25 protein-coding genes are annotated in these 25,924 nt (G+C 67.9%); 24 read left to right on the top strand and 1 reads right to left on the bottom strand.

Annotation, left to right across the window (positions count from 1 at the left end; genetic code table 11):
- Window positions 1–5 precede the first annotated feature (5 nt).
- Complete coding sequence (locus tag KF689_05785; GenBank protein MBX3132880.1) at window positions 6–746, bottom strand: hypothetical protein; 741 nt, start codon at window positions 744–746, stop codon at window positions 6–8.
- A gap of 147 nt (window positions 747–893) precedes the next feature.
- Here KF689_05785 and KF689_05790 point away from each other — a divergent pair, with 147 nt between their 5' ends.
- The 24 genes from KF689_05790 (at window position 894) to accD (ending at window position 25,857) form a co-directional block, all read left to right on the top strand.
- On the top strand, window positions 894–2,438 hold the full coding sequence (locus KF689_05790; GenBank protein ID MBX3132881.1) for an acyl-CoA carboxylase subunit beta: 1,545 nt from the start codon (window positions 894–896) through the stop codon (window positions 2,436–2,438).
- Between the two features lie 38 nt (window positions 2,439–2,476).
- The gene (locus tag KF689_05795) at window positions 2,477–4,033 is read left to right on the top strand and encodes an acetyl-CoA carboxylase biotin carboxylase subunit (GenBank protein MBX3132882.1); all 1,557 of its coding nucleotides are present in this window, start codon (window positions 2,477–2,479) and stop codon (window positions 4,031–4,033) included.
- Window positions 4,030–5,292: a class I SAM-dependent RNA methyltransferase gene (locus KF689_05800; protein ID MBX3132883.1), complete on the top strand. Its 1,263-nt coding sequence runs from the start codon at window positions 4,030–4,032 to the stop codon at window positions 5,290–5,292. The genes KF689_05795 and KF689_05800 overlap by 4 nt, the downstream gene beginning before the upstream one ends.
- Window positions 5,289–5,792 (top strand): acetyl-CoA carboxylase biotin carboxyl carrier protein subunit, encoded by a 504-nt coding sequence (locus KF689_05805; protein ID MBX3132884.1) that lies wholly within the window; start codon window positions 5,289–5,291, stop codon window positions 5,790–5,792. The genes KF689_05800 and KF689_05805 overlap by 4 nt, the downstream gene beginning before the upstream one ends.
- A gap of 214 nt (window positions 5,793–6,006) precedes the next feature.
- Complete coding sequence (rplM, locus tag KF689_05810) at window positions 6,007–6,459, top strand: 50S ribosomal protein L13 (GenBank protein ID MBX3132885.1); 453 nt, start codon at window positions 6,007–6,009, stop codon at window positions 6,457–6,459.
- Window positions 6,460–6,461: 2 nt separating this feature from the next.
- A complete protein-coding gene (gene rpsI, locus KF689_05815; GenBank protein ID MBX3132886.1) occupies window positions 6,462–6,854 on the top strand; it encodes a 30S ribosomal protein S9 in 393 nt (130 codons plus the stop codon).
- Between the two features lie 183 nt (window positions 6,855–7,037).
- Entirely contained in the window at window positions 7,038–7,952 is a 915-nt protein-coding gene (gene rpsB / locus KF689_05820) for a 30S ribosomal protein S2 (GenBank protein MBX3132887.1), read from the top strand.
- A gap of 127 nt (window positions 7,953–8,079) precedes the next feature.
- Complete coding sequence (tsf, locus tag KF689_05825) at window positions 8,080–8,979, top strand: translation elongation factor Ts (protein ID MBX3132888.1); 900 nt, start codon at window positions 8,080–8,082, stop codon at window positions 8,977–8,979.
- 14 nt (window positions 8,980–8,993) lie between these two features.
- Window positions 8,994–9,704, top strand: coding sequence for a UMP kinase (gene pyrH / locus KF689_05830; protein ID MBX3132889.1), 711 nt, complete (start codon window positions 8,994–8,996; stop codon window positions 9,702–9,704).
- Window positions 9,701–10,249, top strand: coding sequence for a ribosome recycling factor (gene frr, locus KF689_05835; GenBank protein ID MBX3132890.1), 549 nt, complete (start codon window positions 9,701–9,703; stop codon window positions 10,247–10,249). Before pyrH ends, frr begins: the two co-directional genes overlap by 4 nt.
- 25 nt (window positions 10,250–10,274) lie before the next feature.
- The gene (locus KF689_05840) at window positions 10,275–11,018 is read left to right on the top strand and encodes an isoprenyl transferase (GenBank protein ID MBX3132891.1); all 744 of its coding nucleotides are present in this window, start codon (window positions 10,275–10,277) and stop codon (window positions 11,016–11,018) included.
- 7 nt (window positions 11,019–11,025) lie between these two features.
- Window positions 11,026–11,880, top strand: coding sequence for a phosphatidate cytidylyltransferase (locus tag KF689_05845; protein ID MBX3132892.1), 855 nt, complete (start codon window positions 11,026–11,028; stop codon window positions 11,878–11,880).
- Complete coding sequence (dxr, locus tag KF689_05850) at window positions 11,877–13,043, top strand: 1-deoxy-D-xylulose-5-phosphate reductoisomerase (GenBank protein MBX3132893.1); 1,167 nt, start codon at window positions 11,877–11,879, stop codon at window positions 13,041–13,043. Before KF689_05845 ends, dxr begins: the two co-directional genes overlap by 4 nt.
- Window positions 13,043–14,212 carry an RIP metalloprotease RseP gene (rseP, locus tag KF689_05855; protein MBX3132894.1) on the top strand — a complete coding sequence of 390 codons (1,170 nt, stop codon included), beginning with the start codon at window positions 13,043–13,045 and terminating at the stop codon, window positions 14,210–14,212. The genes dxr and rseP overlap by 1 nt, the downstream gene beginning before the upstream one ends.
- A gap of 93 nt (window positions 14,213–14,305) precedes the next feature.
- Entirely contained in the window at window positions 14,306–14,566 is a 261-nt protein-coding gene (rpsO, locus tag KF689_05860) for a 30S ribosomal protein S15 (GenBank protein MBX3132895.1), read from the top strand.
- Between the two features lie 95 nt (window positions 14,567–14,661).
- Complete coding sequence (locus KF689_05865) at window positions 14,662–16,872, top strand: polyribonucleotide nucleotidyltransferase (protein ID MBX3132896.1); 2,211 nt, start codon at window positions 14,662–14,664, stop codon at window positions 16,870–16,872.
- Between the two features lie 92 nt (window positions 16,873–16,964).
- A complete protein-coding gene (locus KF689_05870) occupies window positions 16,965–18,137 on the top strand; it encodes an insulinase family protein (GenBank protein MBX3132897.1) in 1,173 nt (390 codons plus the stop codon).
- A 93-nt stretch (window positions 18,138–18,230) separates the two neighbouring features.
- On the top strand, window positions 18,231–19,346 hold the full coding sequence (ald, locus tag KF689_05875; protein MBX3132898.1) for an alanine dehydrogenase: 1,116 nt from the start codon (window positions 18,231–18,233) through the stop codon (window positions 19,344–19,346).
- A 96-nt stretch (window positions 19,347–19,442) separates the two neighbouring features.
- Window positions 19,443–20,483, top strand: coding sequence for a rod shape-determining protein (locus tag KF689_05880; GenBank protein MBX3132899.1), 1,041 nt, complete (start codon window positions 19,443–19,445; stop codon window positions 20,481–20,483).
- 13 nt (window positions 20,484–20,496) lie between these two features.
- Window positions 20,497–21,459 carry a rod shape-determining protein MreC gene (locus KF689_05885; GenBank protein ID MBX3132900.1) on the top strand — a complete coding sequence of 321 codons (963 nt, stop codon included), beginning with the start codon at window positions 20,497–20,499 and terminating at the stop codon, window positions 21,457–21,459.
- Window positions 21,456–21,947 carry a rod shape-determining protein MreD gene (gene mreD / locus KF689_05890; GenBank protein MBX3132901.1) on the top strand — a complete coding sequence of 164 codons (492 nt, stop codon included), beginning with the start codon at window positions 21,456–21,458 and terminating at the stop codon, window positions 21,945–21,947. Before KF689_05885 ends, mreD begins: the two co-directional genes overlap by 4 nt.
- On the top strand, window positions 21,944–23,719 hold the full coding sequence (gene mrdA, locus KF689_05895; protein MBX3132902.1) for a penicillin-binding protein 2: 1,776 nt from the start codon (window positions 21,944–21,946) through the stop codon (window positions 23,717–23,719). The genes mreD and mrdA overlap by 4 nt, the downstream gene beginning before the upstream one ends.
- Complete coding sequence (rodA, locus tag KF689_05900) at window positions 23,719–24,969, top strand: rod shape-determining protein RodA (GenBank protein MBX3132903.1); 1,251 nt, start codon at window positions 23,719–23,721, stop codon at window positions 24,967–24,969. Before mrdA ends, rodA begins: the two co-directional genes overlap by 1 nt.
- Before the next feature lie 24 nt (window positions 24,970–24,993).
- Window positions 24,994–25,857: an acetyl-CoA carboxylase, carboxyltransferase subunit beta gene (accD, locus tag KF689_05905; protein ID MBX3132904.1), complete on the top strand. Its 864-nt coding sequence runs from the start codon at window positions 24,994–24,996 to the stop codon at window positions 25,855–25,857.
- The last annotated feature ends 67 nt before the right edge of the window (window positions 25,858–25,924 follow it).

A 25,924-nucleotide genomic window follows, 5' to 3' on the forward strand; every position in this document is an offset into this window, starting at 1 on the left:
GGTCGTCAGCGCGTGCCGGCAGACCCGAGCGAGGACGCCAGGTGCTCAACGTCGAAGCCCTCGCCACGGATGCGCGCATCGTAGTAGAGCAGCATCGTCAGGAGCGCGATGGTCGGGTACGCCACCACCGTGAACACGGTCTGGGTGAGCGTAGTCACCACGTAGCCACCAAACATTGCGGCGATCGCAGCGATGCCGATCATCAGCAGGATGTAGATGCCGTAGCCGAGCAGCAGCGTACGGAAGATGTGCCACTTCCGACCCTCCGAGAGGTTGGTGCAGCGGGCGAACGCCTTGCTGGAGTCGGTATTCTCGAGAATACAGACCGCCTCCGGCGCGAACCAGCGCGAACCGGCGTAGAAGAAGCCGACGAGGAGGAGCAAGGCACCGAGGAAGAGCAGGATGGCCTTCATGATTGAGACGGCGATCAAGGTGCCGACCTTCGGCCACACCGCACGCAACGCACGTTGAATGTCGGCACTTCCGCCGAGGTACACGTCCGAACCGACGCGAATGATGACGCCGGTCATCAGGCTGTAGGTGACGACGGTGATGAGCGACGCGAAGAGTGCCGCAGTGAGGCTCTCGTATCCCGCTTCGTTGGACCAGAAGAGCTGCACGATCAATCCAGGCGTACCGGCGAGGGCGCCGACGGAGACGTATGCCGCCGTGTCCTTGCGGTACAGCGTGAACGTGGCGTCGACCAGTTCGCCGACAGAGCGAGAGCGCAGGGCCTGTGTGGTCATCGGTGCCGTCGTGGTTGGGGGTGGGAGATTCGGACGGGACCAACCTACCGCGTGGTACGGGGAGCTGGCCAGCCCAGCGGCGTGACAATCTCGCTCTCGGCGTGCCGTGCGCCTCTTGCGCCGCACGGCTAAGTTCGAGGAATGTCAATGCGCGAAAAACTCGACCTCCTCGCCCAGCGCCGCGCCGAGTCCGAACTCGGCGGCGGCGCCGATCGCCTCAAGGCCCAGCACGCCAAGGGCAAGCTCTCCGCCCGCGAGCGCCTCGAGGTGCTCCTCGACGAAGGCAGCTTCGTCGAACTCGACCGCTTCGTCACGCACCGGAGCAGCGACTTCGGGCTGGATAAACAGAAGCCCTACGGCGACGGCGTGGTCACCGGCTACGGCAAGGTCCACGGCCGCCTCGTATACGTGTTCTCGCAGGACTTCACGGTCTTCGGCGGCTCGCTCTCCGAGGCCCACGCGGGCAAAATCTGCAAGGTGATGGACCTGGCGGTGCAGAACGGCGCACCGGTGATCGGCCTCAACGACTCCGGCGGTGCGCGCATCCAGGAAGGCGTGGTCTCGCTCGGCGGCTATGCGGACATCTTCCTGCGCAACACGATGGCCTCGGGCGTGGTGCCGCAGATCTCGGCCATCCTCGGCCCCTGCGCCGGCGGGGCGGTGTACTCGCCGGCCATCACGGACTTCGTGTGGATGGTGCGCAACACCTCCTATATGTTCGTGACCGGCCCGAACGTGGTGAAGACGGTCACGCACGAAGACGTGACGATGGAGCAGCTCGGTGGCGCCGACACGCACGGCGGCACCAGCGGCGTCTCGCACTTCACCAGCGGCACGGAGTTGGAGTGCCTCGAAGGCATCCGCACGCTGATGCGCTTCATCCCGAGCAACAACGTGGACGCGGCCCCGCGAGGTGTCGGCGCGGATCCGCGCGACCGCAAGGACGAGGCCCTGCTCGACATCGTCCCGGACTCGGCAAACAAGCCGTATGACATCCACGAAGTGCTGCGGCGCGTCATCGACGACGGCGAGTTCCTCGAGGTGCAGAAGGACTTCGCCGCAAACATCGTCGTCGGCTTCGCGCACTTGGGCGGGCACTCGGTGGGCATCGTCGCCAACCAGCCGGCGGTGCTGGCCGGCGTGCTCGACATCAACGCCTCGATGAAGGCGGCGCGCTTCATCCGCTTCTGCGACGCCTTCAACATCCCGATCGTGACCTTCGAGGACGTGCCGGGATTCCTGCCAGGCGTCGCGCAGGAACACGGTGGCATCATCAAGCACGGCGCCAAGCTGCTCTACGCCTACTGCGAGGCCACGGTGCCCAAGCTCACGGTGATCACGCGCAAAGCCTACGGCGGCGCCTACGACGTGATGAGCTCCAAGCACATCCGCAGCGATGTCAATCTCGCCTGGCCGACGGCCGAGATCGCGGTGATGGGCCCCAAGGGCGCGGTGGAGATCCTGTTCAAGAAGGAGATCGCCGAGTCCAAGGACCCGCAGGCGGCGATGGACGCGCGCGTGGCCGAGTACACGGAGAAGTTCGCGAATCCGTACGTGGCGGCGGCGCGCGGCTACGTGGACGACATCATCGACCCGCGCGACACGCGTCCGCGCTTGATCGACGCGCTGGATATGCTGCAGGGCAAGCGCCAGTCGATGCCGCGGAAGAAGCACGGGAACATTCCGCTGTGAGCGCGGCGAAGAAGAAGTCCGGTGCGGCGCCGCGCGAGCTGCGCAAGGTCCTGATCGCCAACCGCGGCGAGATCGCGGTCCGCATCATCCGCGCCTGCCGCGAACTGGGCATCCAGTCGGTGGCCGTGTACTCCGATGCCGATGCCGGCGCCCCGCACGTGCGCGCCGCGGACGAAGCGGTACACATCGGCCCGGCGCCGGCCAGCGAGAGCTACCTGCGCGGTGACCATTTAATTGATGTGGCCAAGCAGGTCGGCGCCGATGCGATTCATCCGGGTTACGGCTTCCTCTCCGAGCGCGAGTGGTTCGCCAAGGCGGTGGAGGACGCCGGGCTGATCTGGATTGGCCCCCCGGCCAGCGCCATCGCCGCGATGGGCTCCAAGACGGCGGCGCGCACGCTGGCGATCTCGGCTGGCACGCCGGTGGTGCCGGGCACGACCGAAGCGCTGAAGGATGCCGCTGAGGCAAAGAAGCTCGCCAAGGAGTTCGGCCTGCCGGTGCTGCTCAAGGCCGCGGCTGGCGGTGGCGGGAAGGGAATGCGCGTGGTCCGCGACCTCGCCAAGATCGAGAACGCGCTCGCTTCCGCGCAGCGCGAGGCCAAGAACGCCTTCGGCGACGACGCCGTCTACATCGAGAAGTACGTCGAGGGGCCGCGACACGTCGAGATTCAGGTCCTCGCCGACCAGCACGGCAACTGCATCTCGCTCGGCGAACGCGAGTGCAGCATTCAGCGCCGGCATCAGAAGATGATCGAAGAGGCGCCGTCGGTCGCGGTCTCGCCCGAACTCCGCAAGCAGATGGGCGATGCGGCGGTTGCCGCCGCGAAGGCTGCAGGCTACGTGAACGCCGGCACCTGTGAGTTTCTGCTGGATGCACACGGCAAGTTCTACTTCCTCGAGATGAACACGCGCATCCAGGTGGAGCATCCGGTGACGGAGCTCGTGATGGGAATCGACCTGGTGCAGTGGCAACTGCGGATCGCGCGCGGCGAGACGCTGCCGTTCACGGAGACGCCGCAGCCCAACGGCTGGGCCATCGAGTGCCGCATCACGTCAGAAGATCCAGCGAACGGGTTTCTGCCGAGCACCGGGCGGATCACGCATCTGCAGTTGCCGGGCGGACCGGGCGTGCGCTGGGACGGCGGCATCACCACGGGCTCCGTGGTGGGGCTCAACTACGACCCGATGCTGGCCAAGCTCATCGTGCACGCGCGGACGCGCGAGCTCGCGATCGCCCGGATGGAGCGCGCCCTGCGCGAGTTGGTGATTCACGGCGTTGAGACGTCCCGGGAGTTCCATCTGCGGATGATGGCGGATCCGGAGTATCGGGCGGGCAACGTGACGATTCAGTGGCTCGAGGCCAAGCTGCCGGAGATCCTCTCTCGCCGACCCTCGGCGGAGACGCTGCGCGTGGCGGCGATTGCCGGTGCGCTGTTCGCGCAGAAGGATCGTGGTGGGCGGCCGGGCACCGGCGTCGCCGCCGTGAAGGCGGCAGGGGCGGCGGGCGATGCCGCGTCCGCGTCGAACACGCCGGCAGATCCGTCCCGTGAGAGCTGGGCAGGGTTGGCCCGACGCGAAGCCCTGCGCGGCGCGTGAGTCAGACGACGCTCGACATCGCGAGCATCTCGGCCGGCGGCGACGGCGTCGCTCGCCACGACGGGCTCGTGGTGTTCACGCCCCGCACGGCGCCGGGCGACCGCGTGGTCGCGGACGTCACCGTGCAAGGCCGCGTGGGCCGCGGGCGATTGCTGCGCGTCGAACGCGAGGGGCCGTCGCGCGTGGCGCCGAGTTGCGCGCACTACGAGGCGCCTGATCGTTGCGGTGGCTGCCAGTGGCAGCACGTGGACCTCACGGTGCAGCGCGATGCCAAGCGCGCGATGCTTCGTGACGCCTTCCAGCGCATCGCCAAGCGCGAGATTCCCTTGCCGCGCATCCACGCGGCGGAGCCCTGGCGGTATCGTCGCTCGCTCACACTCGCGATGCGCCGGCACGCGGACGGCTCGTGGTATGCGGGTCTGCGCGCCTTCGACGATCCCGAGGCGGTGTTCGAACTTGAGGACTGCCTGATTACAGCCGAGCCGGTGCTGGCCGCGTGGCGCGAGGTGCTCGCCGCCGCGGAACACCTGCCCGACGAGCCGCGGCTGCGCGGCACAATCCGCGTGATCGAGGGGCGCGCGCACTTCGTGCTGGAGGGCGGCCGCGAGTGGCCCGCGATCTCGGAGTTCCTTGATGGCGTGCCGGGGCTCGCGGCTGTGTGGTGGCAGGCCGAGGGCAAGCGGCGGCGCCTCGTGGCTGACCGTCGTCCCGCCGGCGAGCCGGGTGCGAGCTTCGCGCAGGTGAACCCGGAAATGGCGGCCCTGTTGCGCCGCGCCGTGGTGGACCGTGTGATGACGCAACAGCCACGGCGCGTGGTGGATGCGTTCAGCGGGTCTGGCGATGTGGCTGCCGCGCTCGACGCGCAGGGCGTCCAGGTTGTCGCGATCGAGGCGGACGAGGAGGCGTCGGAGTACGCGGCAACGCGACTGACGGCCGCGGGCCGCGGGGCGGCCGCTGCCGGCGCGCCGGGCTCGCGCGCCATCGCCGCGCGCGTCGAGGACGTGCTCGGTGCGCACCTGCCCGCTGACGTCGTCATCCTGAATCCCCCGCGCAGTGGCGTGGACGCCAAGGTCACCGCGGCGCTGGTGAAGTCTCCTCCCAAGGCCATCATCTACGTGAGCTGCGACCCCGCCACCCTTGCGCGCGACGTCGGCCGCCTGCCTGGCTGGGCTGTCCAGGACATCGAGTGCTACGACCTCTTCCCGCAGACGGCGCACGTCGAGACGCTCTGCGAGCTACGCCCGGAGTTGCAAGGATGAAGTACATCGTCGAGATCGACGGCGAACGCCACGAGGTGGACCTCGCCGACGGCCAGGCCACCTACGCCGGCAGTGCCGCCGCTGCCGCGCTGCTGGAGGTGCAGGGGTCTCCGGTGCACGTCGTGAACGTGGGCGGCAAGCAGTACCAGGCCGTCGTGAAGCGCGAGGTCCCCAAGGGCCGCTACGTGCTGTGGATCGACGGATGGCGCTTCGAGCTGGATGCCCTGGACGAGCGGGCCCGCGCCATCCGGGACCTGAGCGCGGCCGCTGCCGGAGCCCAAGGGCCGGCCCCCGTCGTCGCCCCGATGCCCGGGCTCATCGTCCGGCTGCACGTGCAGGTGGGCGACCAAGTCGAAGCGGGACAACCAGTTGTGGTGATGGAGGCGATGAAGATGGAGAACGAGCTGCGGGCCCAGGCGGCCGGAAGGGTGAAGGCGATCCACGCGCAGTCGGGGAAGGCGGTAGAGAAGGGGATGGTGTTGGTGGAGCTGGACGGATGACGGATGACGGATGCGGTAAGCCGAGGCAGCGCCCCGTCATCCGTCATCCGTCCTCCGTCCTCCGTCCTCCGTCATCCGTCAAATGCCCCCAGTTGACCTAACCCCCACTCATATCTATCTTTAGCGTCTGTCCCAAAAACCCTTAGCTGGGTGCCGAGACCCGGGTTGCATCCCGCACCGGTGAGGCGTTGTACCTCTCTAGTTGGTCTTCACAATGCGTAGCACGTTCACGGCCACCCCCGCCGACATTGAATCCAAGTGGTTCATTGTCGATGCCGATGGGATGGTCCTCGGTCGCCTCGCGACCGAAATCGCGCGGATCATCCGCGGCAAGCACAAGCCGATCTTCACGCCCCATATGGACACGGGCGACAACGTCATCGTCATCAACGCCAGCAAGATCAAGGTGACGGGACGCAAGGCGGAGCAGAAGAACTACTTCCGCCACACCGGCTATATGGGTCACGAGCTCTACACCAAGTTCTCCACGATGCTTGCCAAGCATCCGGAGCGCGTGATCGAGAAGGCGGTGTACGGGATGCTCCCGAAGACGGCCCTCGGCCGCCAGAAGCTCCGCCTCAAGCTCCGCGTGTACGCGGATGCCAAGCACCCGCACGCTGCCCAGCAGCCCGAGACGCTCACCTTCCCGAAGGCTGAGGCCAAGTAACAATGGCGACCAATACGACGCACACCATCGGCCGCCGTAAGGAAGCCGTCTGCCGCGTGTACCTGACCCCGGGCACCGGCAAGTGGGACCTCAACGGCCGTACGCTCGGCGATTACTTCCCGCGCCCGGCCCTCGTGACGGCGATCCAGCAGCCGTTCACGGCCACGGATACGCTCGGCGCGTTCGACGTGCAGGCCAACCTCACCGGCGGCGGCCAGACCGGCCAGGCCGGTGCGCTGCGCCTCGCCATCTCGCGCGCGCTGGTCAAGATCGACGAGGAGCACCGCAGCAAGCTCCGCAGCCTCGGCCTCCTCACGCGCGATGCGCGTGCGGTCGAGCGTAAGAAGCCGGGCCGTCCGAAGGCGCGCAAGAAGTTCCAGTTCAGCAAGCGGTAAACGAGACTTGAGACGTGAGACGGGGGACGTGAGAGTCCCCCTCTCAAGTCTCCCGTCTCACGTCTCAAGTCCCACCTCGCAGTTCATCTCTCAGCCAAGCAGAGACATCCCAAGGTGCCAAGCCATCCCGGCGAGGTCTGGTGATGTCGATGAAGCGCGGCGACGCCCTAACCACAGAGCACAATGTCCAGCCCCAGCATTAACGATCTCCTCCAGGCCGGTGTCCACTTCGGCCACCAGACCCGCCGTTGGAACCCCAAGATGCGCCGCTTCATCTTCGCGGAGCGCAACGGGATCCACATCATCGACCTCCAGAAGACGGTCACGCAGCTCGAGAAGGCCAAGGAGCTGGCGCGTGAAGTCGTGATGCGTGGCGAGCAGGTCCTCTTCGTCTGCACCAAGCAGCAGTTGGCTGCCCTCGTCGCCGAACAGGCCGAGAAGTCCGGCTCGATGCACGTCACCGAGCGTTGGCTCGGCGGCCTCCTGACCAACTTCGCGACGGTCAAGAAGCAGCTCCGCAAGCTCAAGGAGCTCGAGGCGGGTTCGGCCGAGGGTGGTTCCTTCGAGAACTACACGAAGAAGGAAGCGCTGATGATGACCCGTCAGCGCGACAAGCTGGCCAAGAACCTCTCCGGCATTAAGTCGCTGGGGCGCCTGCCCGGCCTGATGTTCGTCATCGATGCCAAGAAGGAGCGCATCGCGGTGGACGAGGCCAACAAGCTCGGCATCCCGATCATCGCCATCTGCGATACCAACTCCGATCCGGACCTCATCACCGTGCCGATCGCCGGCAACGACGATGCCATCCGCTCGGTGGAGCTCATCTCCGGCGCCATCGCCGAGGCCATCTCGGCAGCGCGCCGCGAGGCGCCGGTGCGTTCTGAGGCCGAGGAGCCGGGCGAGGCGACCACGTGGTCGTCCGAGCGCGGTACCGAGCGTGAGCGCGGCGGCGACCGTGGCGATCGCGGCGGCCGTGGCGGCGAGAAGGGCGGTCGTCCGCGCCGTCGCCGTGCCAAGCCGGAAGCCATCGCGGCCCGCCTCAAGGGCGGTGCCGAAGGCGGCGAGGCGACCGAGGCCGGGGACAGCCCCGCCGAGTAAGCGGTGAATCCGCGGCTCGGCTTGGTCCGACCCCGCGTCCAGCAGTACCTTTCGGTCGCCGCCGGTCGAGTAGCAGCTCGCTCCCGGCGGCGACGTCACGCCTGAGTATCCCTACCTGAGAATTCCGATGTCTGCCACGCAGATCAGTGCCAAGGATGTTGCCGAGCTCCGCGCCCGTACCGGGGCGGGGATGATGGATTGCAAGAAGGCCCTCGAGGAGGCCAACGGCGATATGAACGCCGCCGTGGACATCCTCCGCAAGAAGGGCATCGCCAAGGCCGACAAGCGCGCCGACCGCGCCGCGTCCGAGGGCCAGATCGTGATCTGGACCAACGCGGACGCGTCCGTCGCCGCGATGATCGAAGTCAATTGCGAGACCGACTTCGTGGGCCGCAACGACGAGTTCGTCGCACTGTCCAAGAAGCTCGCCGAGCACGTGGGCCAGGATGCCGCGGTGGACGGCCTCGTGGCCGTGGGCGCCGAGGGCGCCTACCTCGCGACCCCCTGGTACGCCGACAAGGCGCAGACCGTGGGCGACATCGTCAAGGCCGCCTCGGCCAAGACGGGCGAGAAGGTCGAGCTGCGCCGCATCGCGCGCTTCGCGACTAGCGGCGTCGCGGGCAGCTACCTGCACTTCAACGGCAAGGCCGGCGTGATCGTCGAAGTCGCCGGGGGCAATGGCGAGCAGGCCCTCGAGCTCGGCAAGCACGTGGCTGAGCACGTCGCGGCTGGCGTGCCGGTCGTCGCGATTGCCGTGGATAAGGACGGCGTCAGCCAGGAGTTCCTCGCCAAGGAGCGCGAGATCTTCGTGGCGCAGGCCGTCGAGAGCGGCAAGCCCGAGGCCATCGCGCAGAAGATGGTCGAGGGGCGCATCCAGAAGCTGCTGAGCGAGGTCACCCTCGTCGGCCAGCCCTGGGTCCGCGATGACAAGCAGACGGTGGGCGACCTCGTGGCCGCGACGGCCAAGGCCGCCGGTGCGCCGCTGGCCGTGAAGCGCTTCGTGCGCTTCAAGATGGGCGAGGCTTAATCCCAGGATCCCGAATGGCGCTCAAGTATCCCCGAGTCCTGCTCAAGCTCTCCGGCGAGGCCCTCGCCGGAGACAAGGGCTTCGGCTTCGATTTTGACACCATTCGGGAGTTCGCCCGGCAGGTGAAGGCCATCACCGAAATGGGCGCGCAGGTGGGGATGGTGATCGGCGGCGGCAACATCGTCCGTGGGTCGCAGATCTCCAAGATGGGGATGGACCGCGTCTCGGCGGACTATATGGGGATGCTGGGCACGGTCATCAACGCGCTGGCCTTCCAGGACGTGCTCGAGCGCGAAGGCCTCGACACGCGCGTGATGACGGCGATCCGGATGGAAGAGATCGCCGAGCCGTACATCCGGCGCCGCGCCATCCGCCACCTCGAGAAGGGCCGGGCCGTAATCTTCGCGGCCGGCACGGGCAATCCGTACTTCTCCACGGACACGGCAGCGGTGCTCCGCGCCATCCAGATGAAGGCCGACGTCATCATCAAGGCCACCAGCGTGGACGGCGTGTATAACGCTGACCCCAAGAAGGATCCCAAGGCAGAGAAGTTCGATGCGATTTCCTATATGGACGTTGTGAGCAAGGAGCTCAAGGTGATGGACCACACGGCCATCACGCTCAGCAAGGAGAACAACCTCCCGCTCATCGTCCTCAACATCCACACGAAGGGTGTCGTCGCCGCCGCGTTGCGGGGCGAGCCCGTGGGGACCCTCGTCTCATGATCCAGAACATCCTGAAGGACTGCCGCGCGGCGATGGACAAGGGCGTCGATGCCGCCAAGCGCGAGTTCGCCTCGGTGCGCTCGGGCAAGGCCTCGCCGGCGATGCTCGACACGGTGAAGGTCGAGATGTACGGCCAGCTGATGGCGATGAACCAGTGCGCCAACGTCTCGGCGCCGGAGCCCCGCCTGCTGCTGGTGACGCCCTTCGACAAAGGCCAGGTGAAGGCGGTGGAGAAGGCGATCCGCGAGTCGAATCTCGGTCTCGACCCGGCGGTGCAGGGCCATCAGATCCGCGTGCCGCTGCCGGCGATGAACGAGCAGCGTCGCAAGGAACTGGCCAAGCAACTGCACAAGTACGCCGAGGACGGCCGCATCGCGGTGCGTCACGCGCGCACGGCGGCCCGCGACGCGCTCAAGAAGCTCAGCGGCGTGTCCGAGGACGACGTGAAGCACGCCGAGAAGGACCTGCAGAAGTTGCACGACGAGGAGATCGTGAAGATCGACGCGGCCCTGAAGGCGAAGGAAGCCGAGATTATGGAGGTCTGAGCCACCGGCTCAGGCCCTCTGCGCTATGACCGCTCCCGAGCTGCTCGCGAAGATCCGCCTGCACGGCGTGGTGCCGCGGCACGTGGCCATCATTATGGATGGCAACGGACGCTGGGCACGGGAGCGTATGCTGCCGCGCCCCGTCGGCCACCGCAACGGGATGAAGGCCGTGCGCGAAGTGGTCGAGGGCGCGATCGAAGTCGGCCTCGAGGCGCTGTCGCTGTTCGCCTTCTCGCAGGAGAACTGGCAGCGGCCGGAAGGCGAAGTCACGGCGCTGATGTCGCTGCTCGAGGAGTACATCCAGAAGGAAGCGGACGAACTGCACGCCCAGGGCGTGAAGGTGCAGATGCTCGGCGACCTCACGCGCCTCGCGCCGGCGGCCAAGGCCGCGGTGGACCGCGTCGTCGCGCAGACGGCGCACAACGGCAAGTTGACGCTCAACCTGTTCATCTCGTACGGCTCGCGGGCGGAGCTCGTGCGCGCCACCCAGATGATCGCCGAGGACGTCGCGGCCGGGCGGCTGGCGCCGTCGCAGGTGGACGAAGCCGCGATCGCCGAGCGGCTCTACACCAATGGCTGCCCCGATCCCGACCTGCTGATCCGGACCTCGGGCGAACGGCGCATCAGCAACTTCCTGCTCTGGCAGGTGGCGTACGCGGAGCTGTTCATCTCGCCCGTGCTCTGGCCGGACTGGTCACGCACCAACCTGTACGAAGCCATCCTCGACTTCCAGCAACGCGACCGCCGGTTCGGAAAGGTCGCCGTCTGAGGCCCGCGTGAGCGAGCTCGCCAAGCGCATTGCGTTCGCGGTGGTCGCCATCCCGGTGGTGGCCGCCAGCGTGTACTTCGGGGACGCGCCGCTGGCCGTCCTGCTGTCAATCGCCTCCGCCTTGGCCGCCTGGGAGTATGCGCGGCTCGCCGAGGCGGCTGGCGCGCGGCCGATGGGCAAGTGGACCATCGTCCTCGCGGCGCTGATCCCGCTGGCGCTGCACGCGCTGCGGCTTGGGTATCGGATCCCGGGCATCGCCTGGATCGCGATGCTGATTCCGCTGCTGCTGTCCATCGCGCTGTTCACGCGCGGCAGCGCCGGCAAGCCGATCGAGAGCGTCGCGACCACGCTCTTCGGCGTGTGGTACACCGGCGGGATGCTCGCCTTCGTATATGCGCTGCGCTACCACCGCTTTGCCATCACGGCCGTCGCGGGCTCGCTCCTGGTCGCGCTGCCGGTGCTGCTCACCTGGCTCAATGACAGCGGCGCGTTCTTCTTCGGCAAGAAGTTCGGCAAGGCGAAGCTGATGCCGAGCGTGAGCCCGGGGAAGACCTGGGCTGGTGCCTGGGGAGCCTTGGGCACGACGATCGTCTGCACATACCTGATCTCGCAGTTCGTGCTGCGGCCCTATGCGGGCCTGGCGTTGACGTTGCCGGGCGTGGTGCTCTTCGGCGCCGCGATCAGCGTGGCGGCGCAGGTGGGAGACCTCGTGGAGTCGATGCTCAAGCGCGAGGCCGGCGTGAAGGACAGCTCGACGCTGATTCCCGGCCACGGCGGTGTGCTCGACCGCACGGATTCGCTGCTGTTCACGGTGCCGATCGCCTACGTCTTGCTCGAGCAATTGCTCGTGGTGGCGCGATGACTCCCACGGCGCCCGTCGGCATCGCGCTGCTCGGGGCCACGGGCAGCATCGGCGAGACGACGCAGCGAGTGGTGGCGCGGCATCCGGAGCGGTTTCGCTTCGCGGCGATGACGGCCAATGGCAACGTCGACGCGCTGCAGCAGGCCGTCGCGCAGTGGTCGCCCGCCTATGCCGGCGTCGTGGACGCGAAGGCGCGCGAAGTGCCAGCCGGCTGGGGCCGCGGGCCCGAGTGCCTCGTCGAGGCGGCGCAACATCCCGAGGCCGCAATCGTGCTCAATGCCGTGGTCGGCGCCGCCGGGCTCGACGCCACGCTGGCGGCGCTAGGCGCGGGAAAGCGCGTCGCCCTGGCCAACAAGGAAACGCTGGTGATCGGCGGCGCGCTGGTGCAGAGTGCCGCCAAGGCGCACGGCGGCAGCGTCATCCCCGTGGACTCCGAGCACTCGGCGTTGTTGCAGTGCCTCGCGGGGCGCGTGGGAACCAGCGGTGACGGCTTGCTGCCGGTGCAGGGCATCCGGCGCTTCGTCATCACGGCCAGCGGCGGCCCCTTCCGCACCTGGGACGCCGCGCGCATCCGCGAGGCCAGCATCAGCGAGGCGCTGAACCATCCGACCTGGGCGATGGGCAAGAAGATCACGATCGACTCGGCGTCCCTGGCCAACAAGGCGCTCGAGGTCATCGAGGCGCACGTGCTCTTCGGTGTACCCTACGAGAAGATCGAAGTGGTCGTGCACCCGCAGAGCATCGTCCATTCGATGGTCGAGTTCGAGGACGGGAGCGTGCTGGCGCAGATGGGGGTTCCTTCGATGGAGCTGCCGGTGCTCTATGCGCTGAGCTACCCCGAACGGCTGGAGGATGCGGGGGTACCACGCTTCGACCCGGTGGCGCAGTCGCCGCTGACCTTCGAGCCCGTGCGGCACGAGGTGTTCCCGACGCTCGGGCTGGGCGTCGCGGCGGGCAAGCAGGGTGGGGCAGCACCGGCGGTGTTCAACGCGGCCAACGAGGCTGCGGTGGCGCGGGTGCTGGAAGGGTCGCTCAAGTTCGCACGTATTCCCGTGGCCATCGAGCGTGCCTTGGCGCAGCTCGCGGGTGCCGCGGGTGTCGATCGGGATTCCTTGCTGGCCGCGGATGCCGCGGCCCGGCGCATCGTGCAGGAGATGGCGTAATGCTCAGCTGGCTCGCACCGCTGTTGGTCCTTGGGCTCGTGATCTTCGTGCACGAGCTGGGGCACTTCCTCGCCGCCAAGTGGGCGGGCGTCTACGCGCCGCGCTTCTCGCTGGGCTGGGGGTCGCCCATCTGGAGCTTCCGTCGCGGCGAGACGGAGTACGCCATCAGCGCGCTGCCGATCGGCGGTTACGTGCGGATGGCCTCGCAGGAGGACGAGCACGCGTCGGCGCTCGAAGGTGGTGGCGAGCTCAACAAGGACGGCAGCGCCGTCGAGCGCAGCAAGCATTGGGATGAGCACTCGATGATCCCGCACGGGCCGCTGCCGATCCCCAAGGATCGTTGGTTCGAGTCAAAGCCCCTCTACAAGCGTCTGGTGATTCTCTTCGCTGGCGTGGCGATGAACGTCCTGCTCGCGATCGTCGTGAGCACCGGCGTGTTCGCCTACTACGGCCAGGGCTACCTGCCGGCCGTGGTGGATAGCGTGGTCGCCGAGCGACCGGCCGCGTTGGCGGGGATGCAGCGCGGCGACAGCATCAGCGCCATCGATGGCGTGGCGATCCAGCGTTGGGACGAGGTGCTGGCGAAGGTGAGCGCGTCGCCGGACCGTGCGCTGGCCTTCGAGGTCTGGCGCGACGGGGCCGCACGGACGCTGGTCATCACGCCGGAAGCCACCGAGGTCGCCGGTGCGGCACAGCCGGTGGGGCGGGTGGGCGTGGGGCCGCGTGGTGAGCCGGCCCGCGAGCGCGTCGGCCTGGCGACGGCGGTGGTGGCCGGGACCAACGCGACCTGGAGTATGGGCGGCGCCGTGCTCGACGTGCTCGGCGGCCTGTTCAAGGGTCGCGTGTCGGTCAGTCAGCTCGGCGGGCCGGTGGAGATCGCCCGGGCAAGCGTAAGTGCGGCACAGACCGGCACTGGGCTGGAGAACCTCTGGGCGCTGGTCGCCTTCCTGAGCGTGAACCTGGCCATCCTGAACCTGTTGCCGATCCCGCTGCTTGACGGCGGGCAGATCGTCCTGAACGTGGTCGAGGGCGCGGTGCGGCGGCCGCTGCCGGTGATGGTCAAGGAGTGGTACGCGCGGATTGGGCTGGCGGCGATTCTGCTGCTCTTCGTGACCGTGACGTTCAACGACCTCAAGCGGCTGGTTCTGGGGTGGTTCGGGGGGAGTTGAGGCCCCTTTACAGGCCGTGGGGAACGGCCTAAGTTTCTGTGCTACCACGGATTAGGCATTCACAGCACTGCGCAGCGCAGGCAAGGAATTCTGATGGCGTTCGTCAAGACGGCGGTAATCGAGAAGAACCGTCAGCACGAGTCCGACACGGGCTCAACCCAGGTGCAGGTCGCGGTCCTCACTGAGCGTATCAACTACCTCACGGAGCACTTCCGCGCCCACCACAAGGACCACCACGGCCGCCGTGGGCTCCTCAAGATGGTCGGCCAGCGCAAGCGCCTGCTCAAGTACCTGCAGCGCTCCAACATCGACGCGTACCGCAAGATCATCGCGGACCTCGGCCTGCGCTACTAGGCGCTTCACCCTCACGAGCGCGCGACCGCACTGATGCGGATCGCGCGCTTCGTGTGTCATCGCCCATCCCGGGCACGCAGAGAACACAAAATATGATGCAACGCATTGAGCGGACCTTCGCTGGCCGCCCCCTCATCATCGAGACCGGGCGTATGGCCAAGCAGGCCGCCGGGTCCGCACTCATCACCTACGGCGAGACCGTCCTCCTGGCGGCCGTCACCGTGAGCGACAAGAAGAGCCCGCTGCCCTTCTTCCCGCTCACCGTCGAGTACAAGGAAAAGATGTACGCCTCGGGCAAGATCCCGGGCGGCTTCATCAAGCGCGAAGGGCGGCCCCGCGACGAGGAGATCCTCTCCTGCCGCATCATCGACCGCTCCATCCGTCCGCTGTTCCCGGAAGGCTTCCAGAACGAAGTCCAGGTCGTGATCTACGTCCTCTCCGCGGACCAGGAGAACGACCACGACGTGCTCGGCCTCGTCGCCACGTCCTATGCGCTCGCCTCGAGCAAGATCCCGTGGGCCGGCCCGATCGCCGGCGTCCGCGTCGGCCGCATCGAGGGCAAGTGGGTGCTCAACCCGACCTTCCAGGCCCTGGAGTTCTCGGACATCGATATGATCGTCGCCGGCTCGGCCGACTCGATTATGATGGTCGAGGGCGGCGCGCTCGAGGTCTCTGAAGAGGAGATCGTCGAGGCGCTCAAGGTGGCCCAGAAGGGCATCGGCGAGCTCGTCGGGATGCAGGACGAGCTGCTCAAGAAGTCCGGCAAGGTCGAGAAGATGGAGTGGAAGGGGACCGAGATCCCCGACGACGTGCGCAAGACGGTCACGAAGGCCGCCGAGAAGCGAATCGAGGCCGCGATCAACCAGAAGGACAAGGCCACGCGCATCCAGGCGGTCGAGAAGGTGAAGGAAGAGGTGAAGGCGGAGATGGCCGAGGTCCTCGACCCGGCACACCACGGCCTCGTCGGGATGATCGTCGGCGACATCGAGTACAACGCGCTGCGCGACCAGGTGCTCAGCACCGGCCTGCGCGTCGACGGCCGCAAGCCGAACGTCGTGCGCGACATCTCGATCGATACTTCGCTGCTCCCGCGCGCCCACGGCTCGGCGCTGTTCACGCGCGGCCAGACGCAGGCGCTGGTCGTCGCGACGCTGGGCACGGCCAATGACGTGCAGCGGATGGACAACATCGACGACGCGAAGGAAACGACGAAGTCGTTTATGCTGCACTACAACTTCCCGCCGTTCTCCACGGGCGAGGCCAAGCCGATGCGCGGCACCGGCCGCCGTGAGATCGGGCACGGCGCGCTCGCCGAACGCGCCATCCAGGCGGTGCTGCCGGCCTTCGAGGAGTTCCCGTACACGATCCGCATCGTCTCCGAGATCCTGGAGTCGAACGGCAGCTCGTCGATGGCCTCCATCTGCGGCGGCTCGCTGGCCTGCTTCGACGCGGGCATCCCGCTCAAGGCGCCGGTGGCCGGCGTGGCGATGGGCCTGATCAAGGAAGGCAAGAAGTACGCCATCCTCACGGACATCCTCGGCACCGAGGACCACCTCGGCGATATGGACTTCAAGGTGGCGGGCACGGAAGCCGGCATCACGTCCATCCAGATGGACATCAAGATCCAGGGCCTGGACCTCAAGATCATGACCGAGGCGTTGGCGCAGGCCAAGGAAGGCCGCCTGCACATCCTCGGCGAGATGAACAAGGCACTGCCGTCGGCGCGTGCGGACCTGTCGCCGTGGGCCCCGCGCATCGTGACGGTGAACATCAACCCCGAGAAGATCGGCGACCTGATCGGTCCGAAGGGGAAGACGATCCGCGGCATCCAGGACGAGACGGGTGCGGAAGTCACCGTGGACGACTCGGGGCTGGTCACGATCGCCGCCGTCGGCGGCGAGGCGATGGAGCGCGCGCGGCAGATGGTCGCCGCGATCACCGCCGAGCCGGTGGTGGGCGAGACCTACGAGGGCACGGTGAAGTCGGTGACGGCCTTTGGCGCCTTCATCGAGATTATGCCGGGCACCGAGGCGTTGCTGCACGTGTCCGAGATGCGGCACCACCGCGTCGAGAAGCCGGAAGACATCGTCAAGAAGGGCGAGACGGTGACGGTGAAGCTGGTTGAGCGCGACGAGCGCGGCCGCCTGCGCCTCTCGATGAAGGCGCTGCTGCCGAAGCCGGAGGGTGCCGAGGAGGCGCCGGCGGGCGAGAGCTCGAACGGCAGCGGCGAGTCCGGTGGCGAGCGGCGTGAGCGCCGTCCGCGCAGCGGCGACCGTGGCGGGCGCGGAGGCCGCGGCCGCGAGTGAGTGAGCCGTCCGTCGTGACCGCCCCCCAGCGGGGCGTCCAGCGGACCGTCCTCCCGAATGGACTGACCGTACTCTCGGAGCATATGCCGGGAGTGCGGTCGGTTGCTTTGGGGGCCTGGGTGCGCGCGGCCGCGCTGCACGAGTCGCGCGAGCAGATGGGCATCTCGCATTTCCTCGAGCATATGGTGTTCAAGGGCAGCGAGCGGCGCAGCGCGAAGGACATCGCCCTGGCCCTCGAGTCTCTCGGCGGCTCGCTCGATGCCTACACGGCTCGCGAGCACACGTCCTTCCAGGCGCGCGTGCTCGACGAGCACCTGCCGCAGGCAGCGGACGTGCTCTTCGACCTGATGTTCCGGCCGGCGCTGCGGGAGAGCGACCTCGAGCTCGAGCGCGGCGTGATCCTTGAGGAACTGGCGATGGTCGAGGACACGCCGGACGACATCGTCTTCGAGGTGCACGGGGAGACGCTGTGGGGCGACCACCCGCACGGCTACTCGATCCTCGGGACCAACGAGACGGTCGAGGCGCTGACGATCGCGGACCTGCGCGCACTGCACCGCCGGGCCTACCGCCCCGAGCGGGTGGTGGTGGCGGCGGCCGGCAACGTGTCGCACGAGCAGCTGCTGGCGACGCTGACGGCGGCCGGCTGGGCTGACTTCAGGGGCGAGGGCCCGCTGGAGCCGATGCCCGTGGCCGAGGCCGTGCCCGCGCCGCCGACCGAGAAGCACGTGGCGCGCGACATCCAGCAGACGCATCTGGTGATGGGCAACGCGACGGTGCCGCACGGCGACAAGCGACGGCACCCGCTGCTCCTGGTCAACGCGCTCTTCGGTGGCGGGATGAGCTCACGCCTCTTCCAGCGCGTGCGCGAGGAGCTCGGGCTCGCCTACAGCGTGCACAGCTTCCAGAGCTTCCACGCCACGGCGGGGAGCCAGGGCATTTATCTTGGATGCGCGCCGGAGCGCGTGGACGAAGCCGTGTCCGTGGTCCGCAGCGAGCTGGCGCTGCTGCAGATGACCGGCCTCACCGCCGACGAGCTCGCGATGGGCAAGCAGCAGCTGAAGGGCCAGATCACGCTGTCGATGGAGAGCGTGCCGGCGCGGATGTACCGTGCGGCGGCGGTGGAGCTGTTCGACGAACCCTACCGGCCGTTGGATGAGGTGCTTGCGCGGGTGGATGCGATCAGCACTGGTGACGTCGCCGATGTTTGCGGTGCGTTCTATGGGGTGGAGCAGCAGACGGTAGTGCGGCTGGGTCCGACATAGGACGGATGACGAATGACGGATGCGCATAGATGGGCGCAGCATCCGTCATCCGTCATCCGTCCCCAATCCAACAATCAGAGTGAGTAGCTGACAATGAAGATCGGCGTCCCGAAGGAAATCAAAACCAACGAAAACCGCATCGCCCTCGTCCCGGCCGGCGCCGAGGCGCTGGTGGCGGCGGGGCACACGGTGTACATCGAGCAGGGCGCTGGCCTGGGCTCGGGCTTCGACGACGCGCAGTACACGGCGGTCGGCGCCAAGATCCTGCCGACGGCGGACGAGGTCTGGGCGACGGCGGAGATGATCATCAAGGTGAAGGAGCCGATCAAGGTCGAGTGGCCGCGGATGCGCAAGGGCCAGACGATCTTCACGTACTTCCACTTCGCCGCGGACGAAGAGCTGACCAAGGCGCATCTGGAGTCCGGCGCGACCTGCATCGCGTACGAGACGGTGGAGCTGCCGAGCCGCGAGCTGCCGCTGCTGACGCCGATGTCGGAGGTCGCGGGGCGGATGGCGGTGCAGGAAGGCGCCAAGTACCTCGAGAAGCTCTATGGCGGCCGCGGCGTGCTGCTGGGCGGCGTGCCGGGCGTGGCGCCGGCGAAGGTCGTGATCCTCGGTGGCGGCGTGGTGGGCGTCAACTCGGCCAAGATGGCGGCGGGAATGGGCGCCAAGGTGATCATCCTCGACACCTCGTTGCCGCGCCTGCGCTACCTGAACGACGTGATGCCGGCCAACGTCCAGACCATCTTCTCCAACCGGCAGAACATCCTCGAGGCCATCTCGACGGCTGACCTGGTGGTCGGCGGCGTGCTCCTGCCGGGGGCCAAGGCCCCGAAGCTGATCCGCCGCGAGGACCTCAAGCTGATGCAGCCGGGCGCGGTGATCGTGGACGTGGCGATCGACCAGGGCGGCTGCGTGGAGACGATCAAGGCGACCACGCACGAGAACCCGGTCTACACCGTGGACGGCATCATTCACTACGGTGTCGCGAATATGCCGGGCGGGGTGCCGCGCACCTCGACGCTGGCCCTGACCAACGCGACCCTCCCGTACGCCCTCAAGTTGGCCAACAAGGGCTGGAAGCAGGCGCTGGCCGAGGATCCGGCGCTCCTGAAGGGCCTCAACGCCGTGGACGGGAAGGTGACGTACCAGGGGGTGGCTGAGGCGTTTGGGATGGAGTACCACGAGGCGTCGAAGTTCATCAAGTGAACTTCGGACGGATGACGCATCCGCCTTCCGTCCAGTAGTGCTCTCGCCTAACTTCAAGCACGCCAAGCTGTTCCGCCCTCGCCCCGCTCCCCCGCAATGTTCAAGCTCCCGTTCTTCCAAAACGGTGGATTCCTGCCCGCAAATGCCATTGCGGTGGATCTCGGAACGGCGAACACGCTGATCTACGTGAAGGGCGAAGGCATCGTGCTCAACGAGCCGAGCGTCGTCGCGATCGATCGCGAGACGAAGAAGATCAAGGGCGTTGGCCTCGAAGCGAAGCGGATGCTCGGCCGCACGCCTGATGGCGTGGTTGCGGTGCGTCCGATGAAGGACGGCGTGATCGCCGACTTCGAAGTCACCGAGAAGATGCTGCGCTTCTTCCTCGAGCTGATCATCAAGAATCACGTCTTCAAGGTGAAGCCGCGCGTGATCGTCTGCGTGCCGAGCGGCATCACGGAAGTCGAGAAGCGTGCAGTGCGCGACTCCGCGCTCGGCGCCGGCGCCAAGGAAGTGTTTATGGTCGCCGAGCCGATGGCGGCGGCGATCGGCGTGGGGCTGCCGGTGGAGACGCCGACGGGCAATATGGTGATCGACATCGGCGGTGGGACGACCGAGATCGCGGTCATCGCGCTCTCGGGCATCGTCAGCGATACGTCGATCCGCACCGGCGGCGACGAGCTCGACGCGAGCATCGTGCAGTTTATGCGGAAGAGCTACAACCTGCTGATCGGTGAGCCGACGGCGGAGCAGATCAAGATCCAGATCGGCAGCGCCGCGCCGCTGGGCGAGGAGCGCGAGATGGAAGTGAAGGGGCGCGACCTCGTCTCCGGCATCCCGAAGACGGTGCGCGTGCACTCGCAGGAGATCCGCGAGGCGGTGCAGGAGCCGATCCAGCAGATCGTCAACGCGGTGCGCCGCGCGCTGGAGATCACGCCGCCCGAGCTCGCCAGCGACATCGTGGATCGCGGCATCGTGATGACCGGCGGCGGTGCGCTGATCCGCGGCCTCGACGTGCTGCTGACGCAGGAGACGGGACTGCCGATCCACGTGGACGAGGATCCCCTGACCTGCGTGGTGCGCGGGACGGGACGGATCCTCGACGACGAGGCGAAGTACTGGTCGGTGCTGAGCACCTGAGGCGAGGGCCCACGTGCCGCGCGCCGCACGGGGAGATTCGCGTGTCGATACCGCGGTTGCCATCGTCTGCGCGATGGTCGCGCTGGTGCTGTTGGTGCTGCCGGACGCGCCACGCGACCGCGTCGCCGCGGTCATCCGCGGGAACCTGACGGGCCCGCTTGCCGTGTTGCAGACCCGTGCGCTGGAGACCGGGCGCGCGCTGGCCGCGCAGGACTCGCTGCGGGTGCTCCACGACAGCGTCGCGATGCGCAGCCAGCGCCTGACGGCGGTGGAGGCGGAGAATGCGCGTCTGCGCGAGCTGCTCGGCCTTGGACGTGCCTTGCGCTGGGGCTTTGTGCCGGCCGAGGCCTTGGTTACCCGCGGCGGCGTGGACGAGCACACGCTGCTGCTGTCGGCCGGTGCCACGCAGGGCGTACAGCGCTTGAGCGCGGTGGTGAGCGCCGAGGGACTGGTGGGAATGGTGCAGGACGTGGACGCTCGCACAAGCGTGGCGATCGTGTGGCCGCACCCGGACTTCCGCGTCAGCGCCACGACCCCCGACGGTGGCGCGTTCGGCATCGTCACGACGCACGAAGGGCAGGGCGCGGACCGCTGGATGCTTGAGTTGCACGGCGTGCCGTATCGCGCGGTGCTGCGCTCGGGGACGCCGGTCGTGAGTTCTGGGCTGGGCGGCGTGTTTCCGCGCGGCATCTTGATTGGCACCGTGGTGCGCGCGATGGGCGGCGCGGGCAGCGGCTGGGCACGCAGCTATCTGGTGCGGCCGGCGGTGCGGCCGAGCGAGCTGCTCTCGGTGATGGTCCTCGCGCCGGAGCGCAGCGCCGAGGGTGTGGAGAGCGTGTGGCGACCGCGGGTCGAGGTGCTGGAGCGCCGAGTGCGGGCCGCCGCTGACAGCCTCGCCGCCGACTCGCTGCGCCGCGCGGCAGCGGCGTCCGGTAGCGCGGCGGTGACGGGCACGGCGGGGGACAGCCTGCGATGAACCTTTCGCGCGCGATCCTCATCACGCTGGTGCTGGCGGCACTGGTGGCGCTGCACTTCACGCTGCGGCCGCTGCTGGACTGGCGCGCCGGCGTGGACTTTCTCGTCATCGGCATACTGATGGTGGCGGTGCGGGTGCGTCCCGGCACCGCCGCGGTGGTCGGCTTGCTGCTGGGCGCGGTGGTGGACGCAATGACACCCGAGGCCTTGGGATCCGGTGCGCTGGCGATGACGCTGATGGCCTTCGGCGCATCGCGCTTGAAGGCGGCGTTCTTCGCTGACGACCTCGGTATCAACGCGGTGTTCGTGTTTCTTGGGAAGTTGAGCTTCGATGTCGTGGCGACGCTGGCCGAGGGCCGACTGCGCGGGATGACCCTGGTCTGGCAGTTGCTCGCGTGGACACCGCTCTCGGCATTGGCGACGGCGGCGGCGGGCGTGCTGGTGCTGGCCGTGGTACGCCCGGCGCTTGAGGCGCGGAGGACGCGATGAGCTTTCAGCCGAATGCCGTGCAGGAGCGCGGGCGTATCGCGTCGGCGCTGCTCTTCCTGACGTTCCTGTTCTTGGCGGGATCGTTCTTCCGGATGCAGGTGTTGCTCGGCGCGCGCTTCGTGCTGCAGGCGGAGACGAACCGCCTGCGCGAGGTGCCGCTGCCGGCGCCGCGCGGGATGATCCTCGACCGCACGGGGCAGGTGATTGCCGAAGACCTTCCGGGCTACTCGATCTCGTTGCTGGCGCGCACCGAGGATTCGCTGCGCGTGATGATGCGGCACATCGGCGAGGTGGTGCCGGTGTCGCCGGAGCAGATCGGCGCGGCGGTGCGGCGCTTCCGGCGCGTGCCGTCGCGCCCGACGGTCCTGTTTCCCGACGCGAGCTTCGAACTGGTGTCGATCCTCGAGGAACGCCGCGTCGAGTTCCCGGGCTTGATCATCCAGTCGGCCCCGCGCCGGCACTATCCCGACGGACCGGCGGTGTCGGCGATCGTCGGCTACACGGGTGAGATCAGCGAGCAGGAGCTCGAGCAGGAGGGCTTTCGCGACTACAAGCCGGGCCAGCAGGTGGGCAAGGACGGGCTGGAGCGGCAGTACGAAGACCGGCTGCGCGGCCGGGAAGGCGCGCGGTTCATCGAGGTGGATGCCCGCGGCCGAGTGGTGCGCGAGCAGGCGCGTCCGGACCTCGCGCCGGAGCGTCCGGCGGCGCTATACACGAACATCGACCTCGACCTGCAGCGCTTCGTGCACCGGTTGTTCGCCGACACGCTGATGGGCGGCGTGGTGGCGATGGAGCCGCGCTCGGGCGAGGTGCTGGCGCTGCATTCGGCGCCGACCTTCGATCCCAACCGGTTCATCGGTGGCATTCCACGTGACTACTGGGAGCAGTTGCAGGAAGACGAGCGCCGTCCGCTGTACAACAAGGCAATCAAGGGCGCATATCCGCCGGGCTCGATCTGGAAGCTGCACACGGCCATCATCGCGATGGAGGCCGGCCAGGTCCGCATCGACGAGAAGATGCAGGTGCCCTGCACGGGCAGCTTCCAGTTCGGCAATCGGGCGTTCCGCTGCTGGAAGCGAGACGGACACGGCGACGTGACGCTGGCGGAGGCGATCGAACATTCCTGCGACACGTACTTCTATCAGCTCGGGTTGCGGATCGGGCTGCAGAATCTCGTGGCCGGCGGTCTGCGGCTTGGATCTCGCGACCGTTCCGGCATCGACCTGCCGGCCGAGACGCGCTCGGTGTTCCCGACCGATCCGGCGCGCGAGTACTACGATCGGCTCTTCGGGCCGCGCGGCTGGACGACGGCGGTGACGCTGAACCTGTCCATCGGGCAGGGGGAGAACTCGCAGACGGTGGCGAATATGGCGCGCTTCTACACGGCGCTGGCCACGGACGGTGAGGCGGCCCGTCCGGAAGTGGTGCGCGGACAATCGGAGCGCACGCGGATGTTCAACATCACGCCGCAGCAGTTGCGTCAGCTCCAGGACGCGATGACGGCGGTGGTGGGGCGGGGCACTGCAATCGGCTCTCGTCTCGAGGGCATCGCGGTGGCCGGCAAGACGGGCACCGCGCAGAATGCGCAGGACCAGAGCCGCGACCACGCCTGGTTCGTCGGGTACGCGCCGGCCGAGGATCCGAAGATCGTCGTCGCGGTCCTGCTGGAGTTCGGCGGCAGCGGCGGGCGCGCGGCGCGCGTGGCGACGCGCATCATCGAGCACTACCTGAAGCAGGCCGTGGCGGCGCTGCCGGCCACCGAGGGGCCCTGATGCCCGCACGCCTTGTGCCGACGGAGTGGCCGCTTGTGGCGCTGGCGCTGCTGCTCACGGCGCTCGGCGTGGCGATGGTGTACTCCGCGGGGCAGACGGACGTGCCGAACTTCGTGCTGACACTCTGGCGCACGCAGGTCGTCTGGGCCGTGCTCGGTCTCCTTGGCGCGTACGCGGTCACCCGGCTCTCGGTGCGCGTGCTGGAGTGGGGCGCGGTGCCGGCATACGCCATCGCGGTGTTCCTGCTCCTGCTGCTGGTGTTCATCGGACAGGGCGCGGGGACCGCGGCGAGCACCAAGAGCTGGCTGGCCATCGGCGGCGTACGCCTCGGCCAGCCTTCCGAACTCGCCAAGATCGCCGTGGTGCTGATGCTCGCGCGCGTGCTGAGCAGCCAGCGCGAAGCCGCGACGTCGCTGTTCGGCCTGGCGAGGCCGGCGCTGATCGTCGGCGTCCCCTGGCTGTTGATTATGGCCCAGCCCGACCTCGGCACGGGCTTGGTGTTCATCGGCATCTTCTTCGCGATGCTCTTCTGGAGTGGCGTCTCGTGGCCGCTGCTGCTGATGGCGGCCAGTCCGGGTATCTCCCTAGTGCTGGCATTCGGCCCGGGAGTTTGGGGCGCGTGGTTCCTGCTCCTGCTCGCGCTCGTGGCCTGGAAGCGCCCCACGTGGCTGGAGAGTACGGCCCTGGTGCTGGCCAATGTGGCGATGGGCGTCGTCGCCCCGATCCTCTGGGACAAGCTGAATCCGTACCAACAACGGCGCCTGTTGGTCTTTCTCGATCCCTCCAGCGACCCGCGTGCCTCGGGCTATCACCTGATCCAGTCGCAGGTGGCGATCGGCTCCGGCGGCTTTCTCGGCAAAGGCTTTACCGACGGATCCCAGAAGCGCCTCGCCTTCCTCCCGGAGCAGCAAACCGACTTCATCTTCTCCGTGCTTGGCGAGGAGTTCGGGTTCGTCGGCGTCGCCGTGGTGCTGGCGCTGTTCTGCGTGCTGCTGCTGCGCACGACCCGCATCGCGGCGCGCTCGGGCAACCAGTTCGCCTCGCTGGCGGCCTTCGGGCTCACGGCGGCCCTCTTCACGCACATCCTCATCAACGTAGGGATGACCATCGGCTTGATGCCGATTACGGGCATCCCCCTGCCATTCTTCTCCTACGGCGGCTCCTTTATGCTGGCCTGTTGGCTCAGCGTGGGGATCCTGGCGCTGATTTCGGCGGAAGGCCGAGGAAAGGCCGACGGGCTAGTGATTTAGGTCACGGGGCCCCATTTTCCGCCTATGGCTTGGTTCCGTAAGGATAAGAAGCCCCGCCCCCCGCGCGCCCAACGCCTGGAGATTCCTCCGGACGCCTGGGAGAAGTGCGAGGCCTGCGGGCACACCGATATCCGCGAGAAGTTCGTCCGCAACCACAACGTGTGCCCGTCCTGCGACTACCATCGCCGGATCCGGGCCCACGAGTACGCGGCGTTGCTGCTGGACGAGGGCTCGCTGGACGAGAAGGACGTAGACCTCGCGTCCGTGGATCCGCTGGAATTCCCGGAGTACAAGGGGCGCCTGAAGAAGGCGCTCGAGAAGGCCGGCGAACACGACGCCATTCTCACCGTCGGCGGCACGATGGACGGGATGCCGGTGAATCTCGGCGTGATGGACTTCGCGTTTATGGGCGGCTCGATGGGCTCGGTGGTCGGTGAGAAGATCGCGCGGCTCGGCCAGCGCTCGCTCGAGCGCAAGTGGCCGCTGATCGTGATGTCGGCGTCGGGCGGTGCACGAATGCAGGAAGGCGTGCTGTCGCTGATGCAGATGGCCAAGACCTCGGCGATGCTCGCGCAGCTGGCGGACCGCCGCATTCCGTATGTGTCGATCCTCACGAACCCGACCACCGGCGGCGTGAGCGCGAGCTATGCGATGCTGGGTGACGCCATCATCGCCGAGCCGGGCGCCGTCATTGGCTTTGCCGGACCGCGCGTGATCAAGCAGACGCTGGGCCAGGACCTGCCAGAGGGTTTCCAGACGGCGGAGTTCCTGCTCACGCACGGGATGGTGGACCGCGTGGTGCACCGGCACCAGCTCAAGCGCGTCGTGGGCGCCCTGCTGCGCCATATGAGCGGCAAGCCGGCGGCGATGGGCTGGGCCTCCAGCTGAGCGACGCCGCCTACCGGGCGGCGCTGGACGCGCTGTTCGCGCGCACGACCGGACAATGGAAGCTGGG

The sequence above is a fragment of the Gemmatimonadaceae bacterium genome (assembly GCA_019637355.1).
Classification (GTDB): domain Bacteria; phylum Gemmatimonadota; class Gemmatimonadetes; order Gemmatimonadales; family Gemmatimonadaceae; genus Pseudogemmatithrix.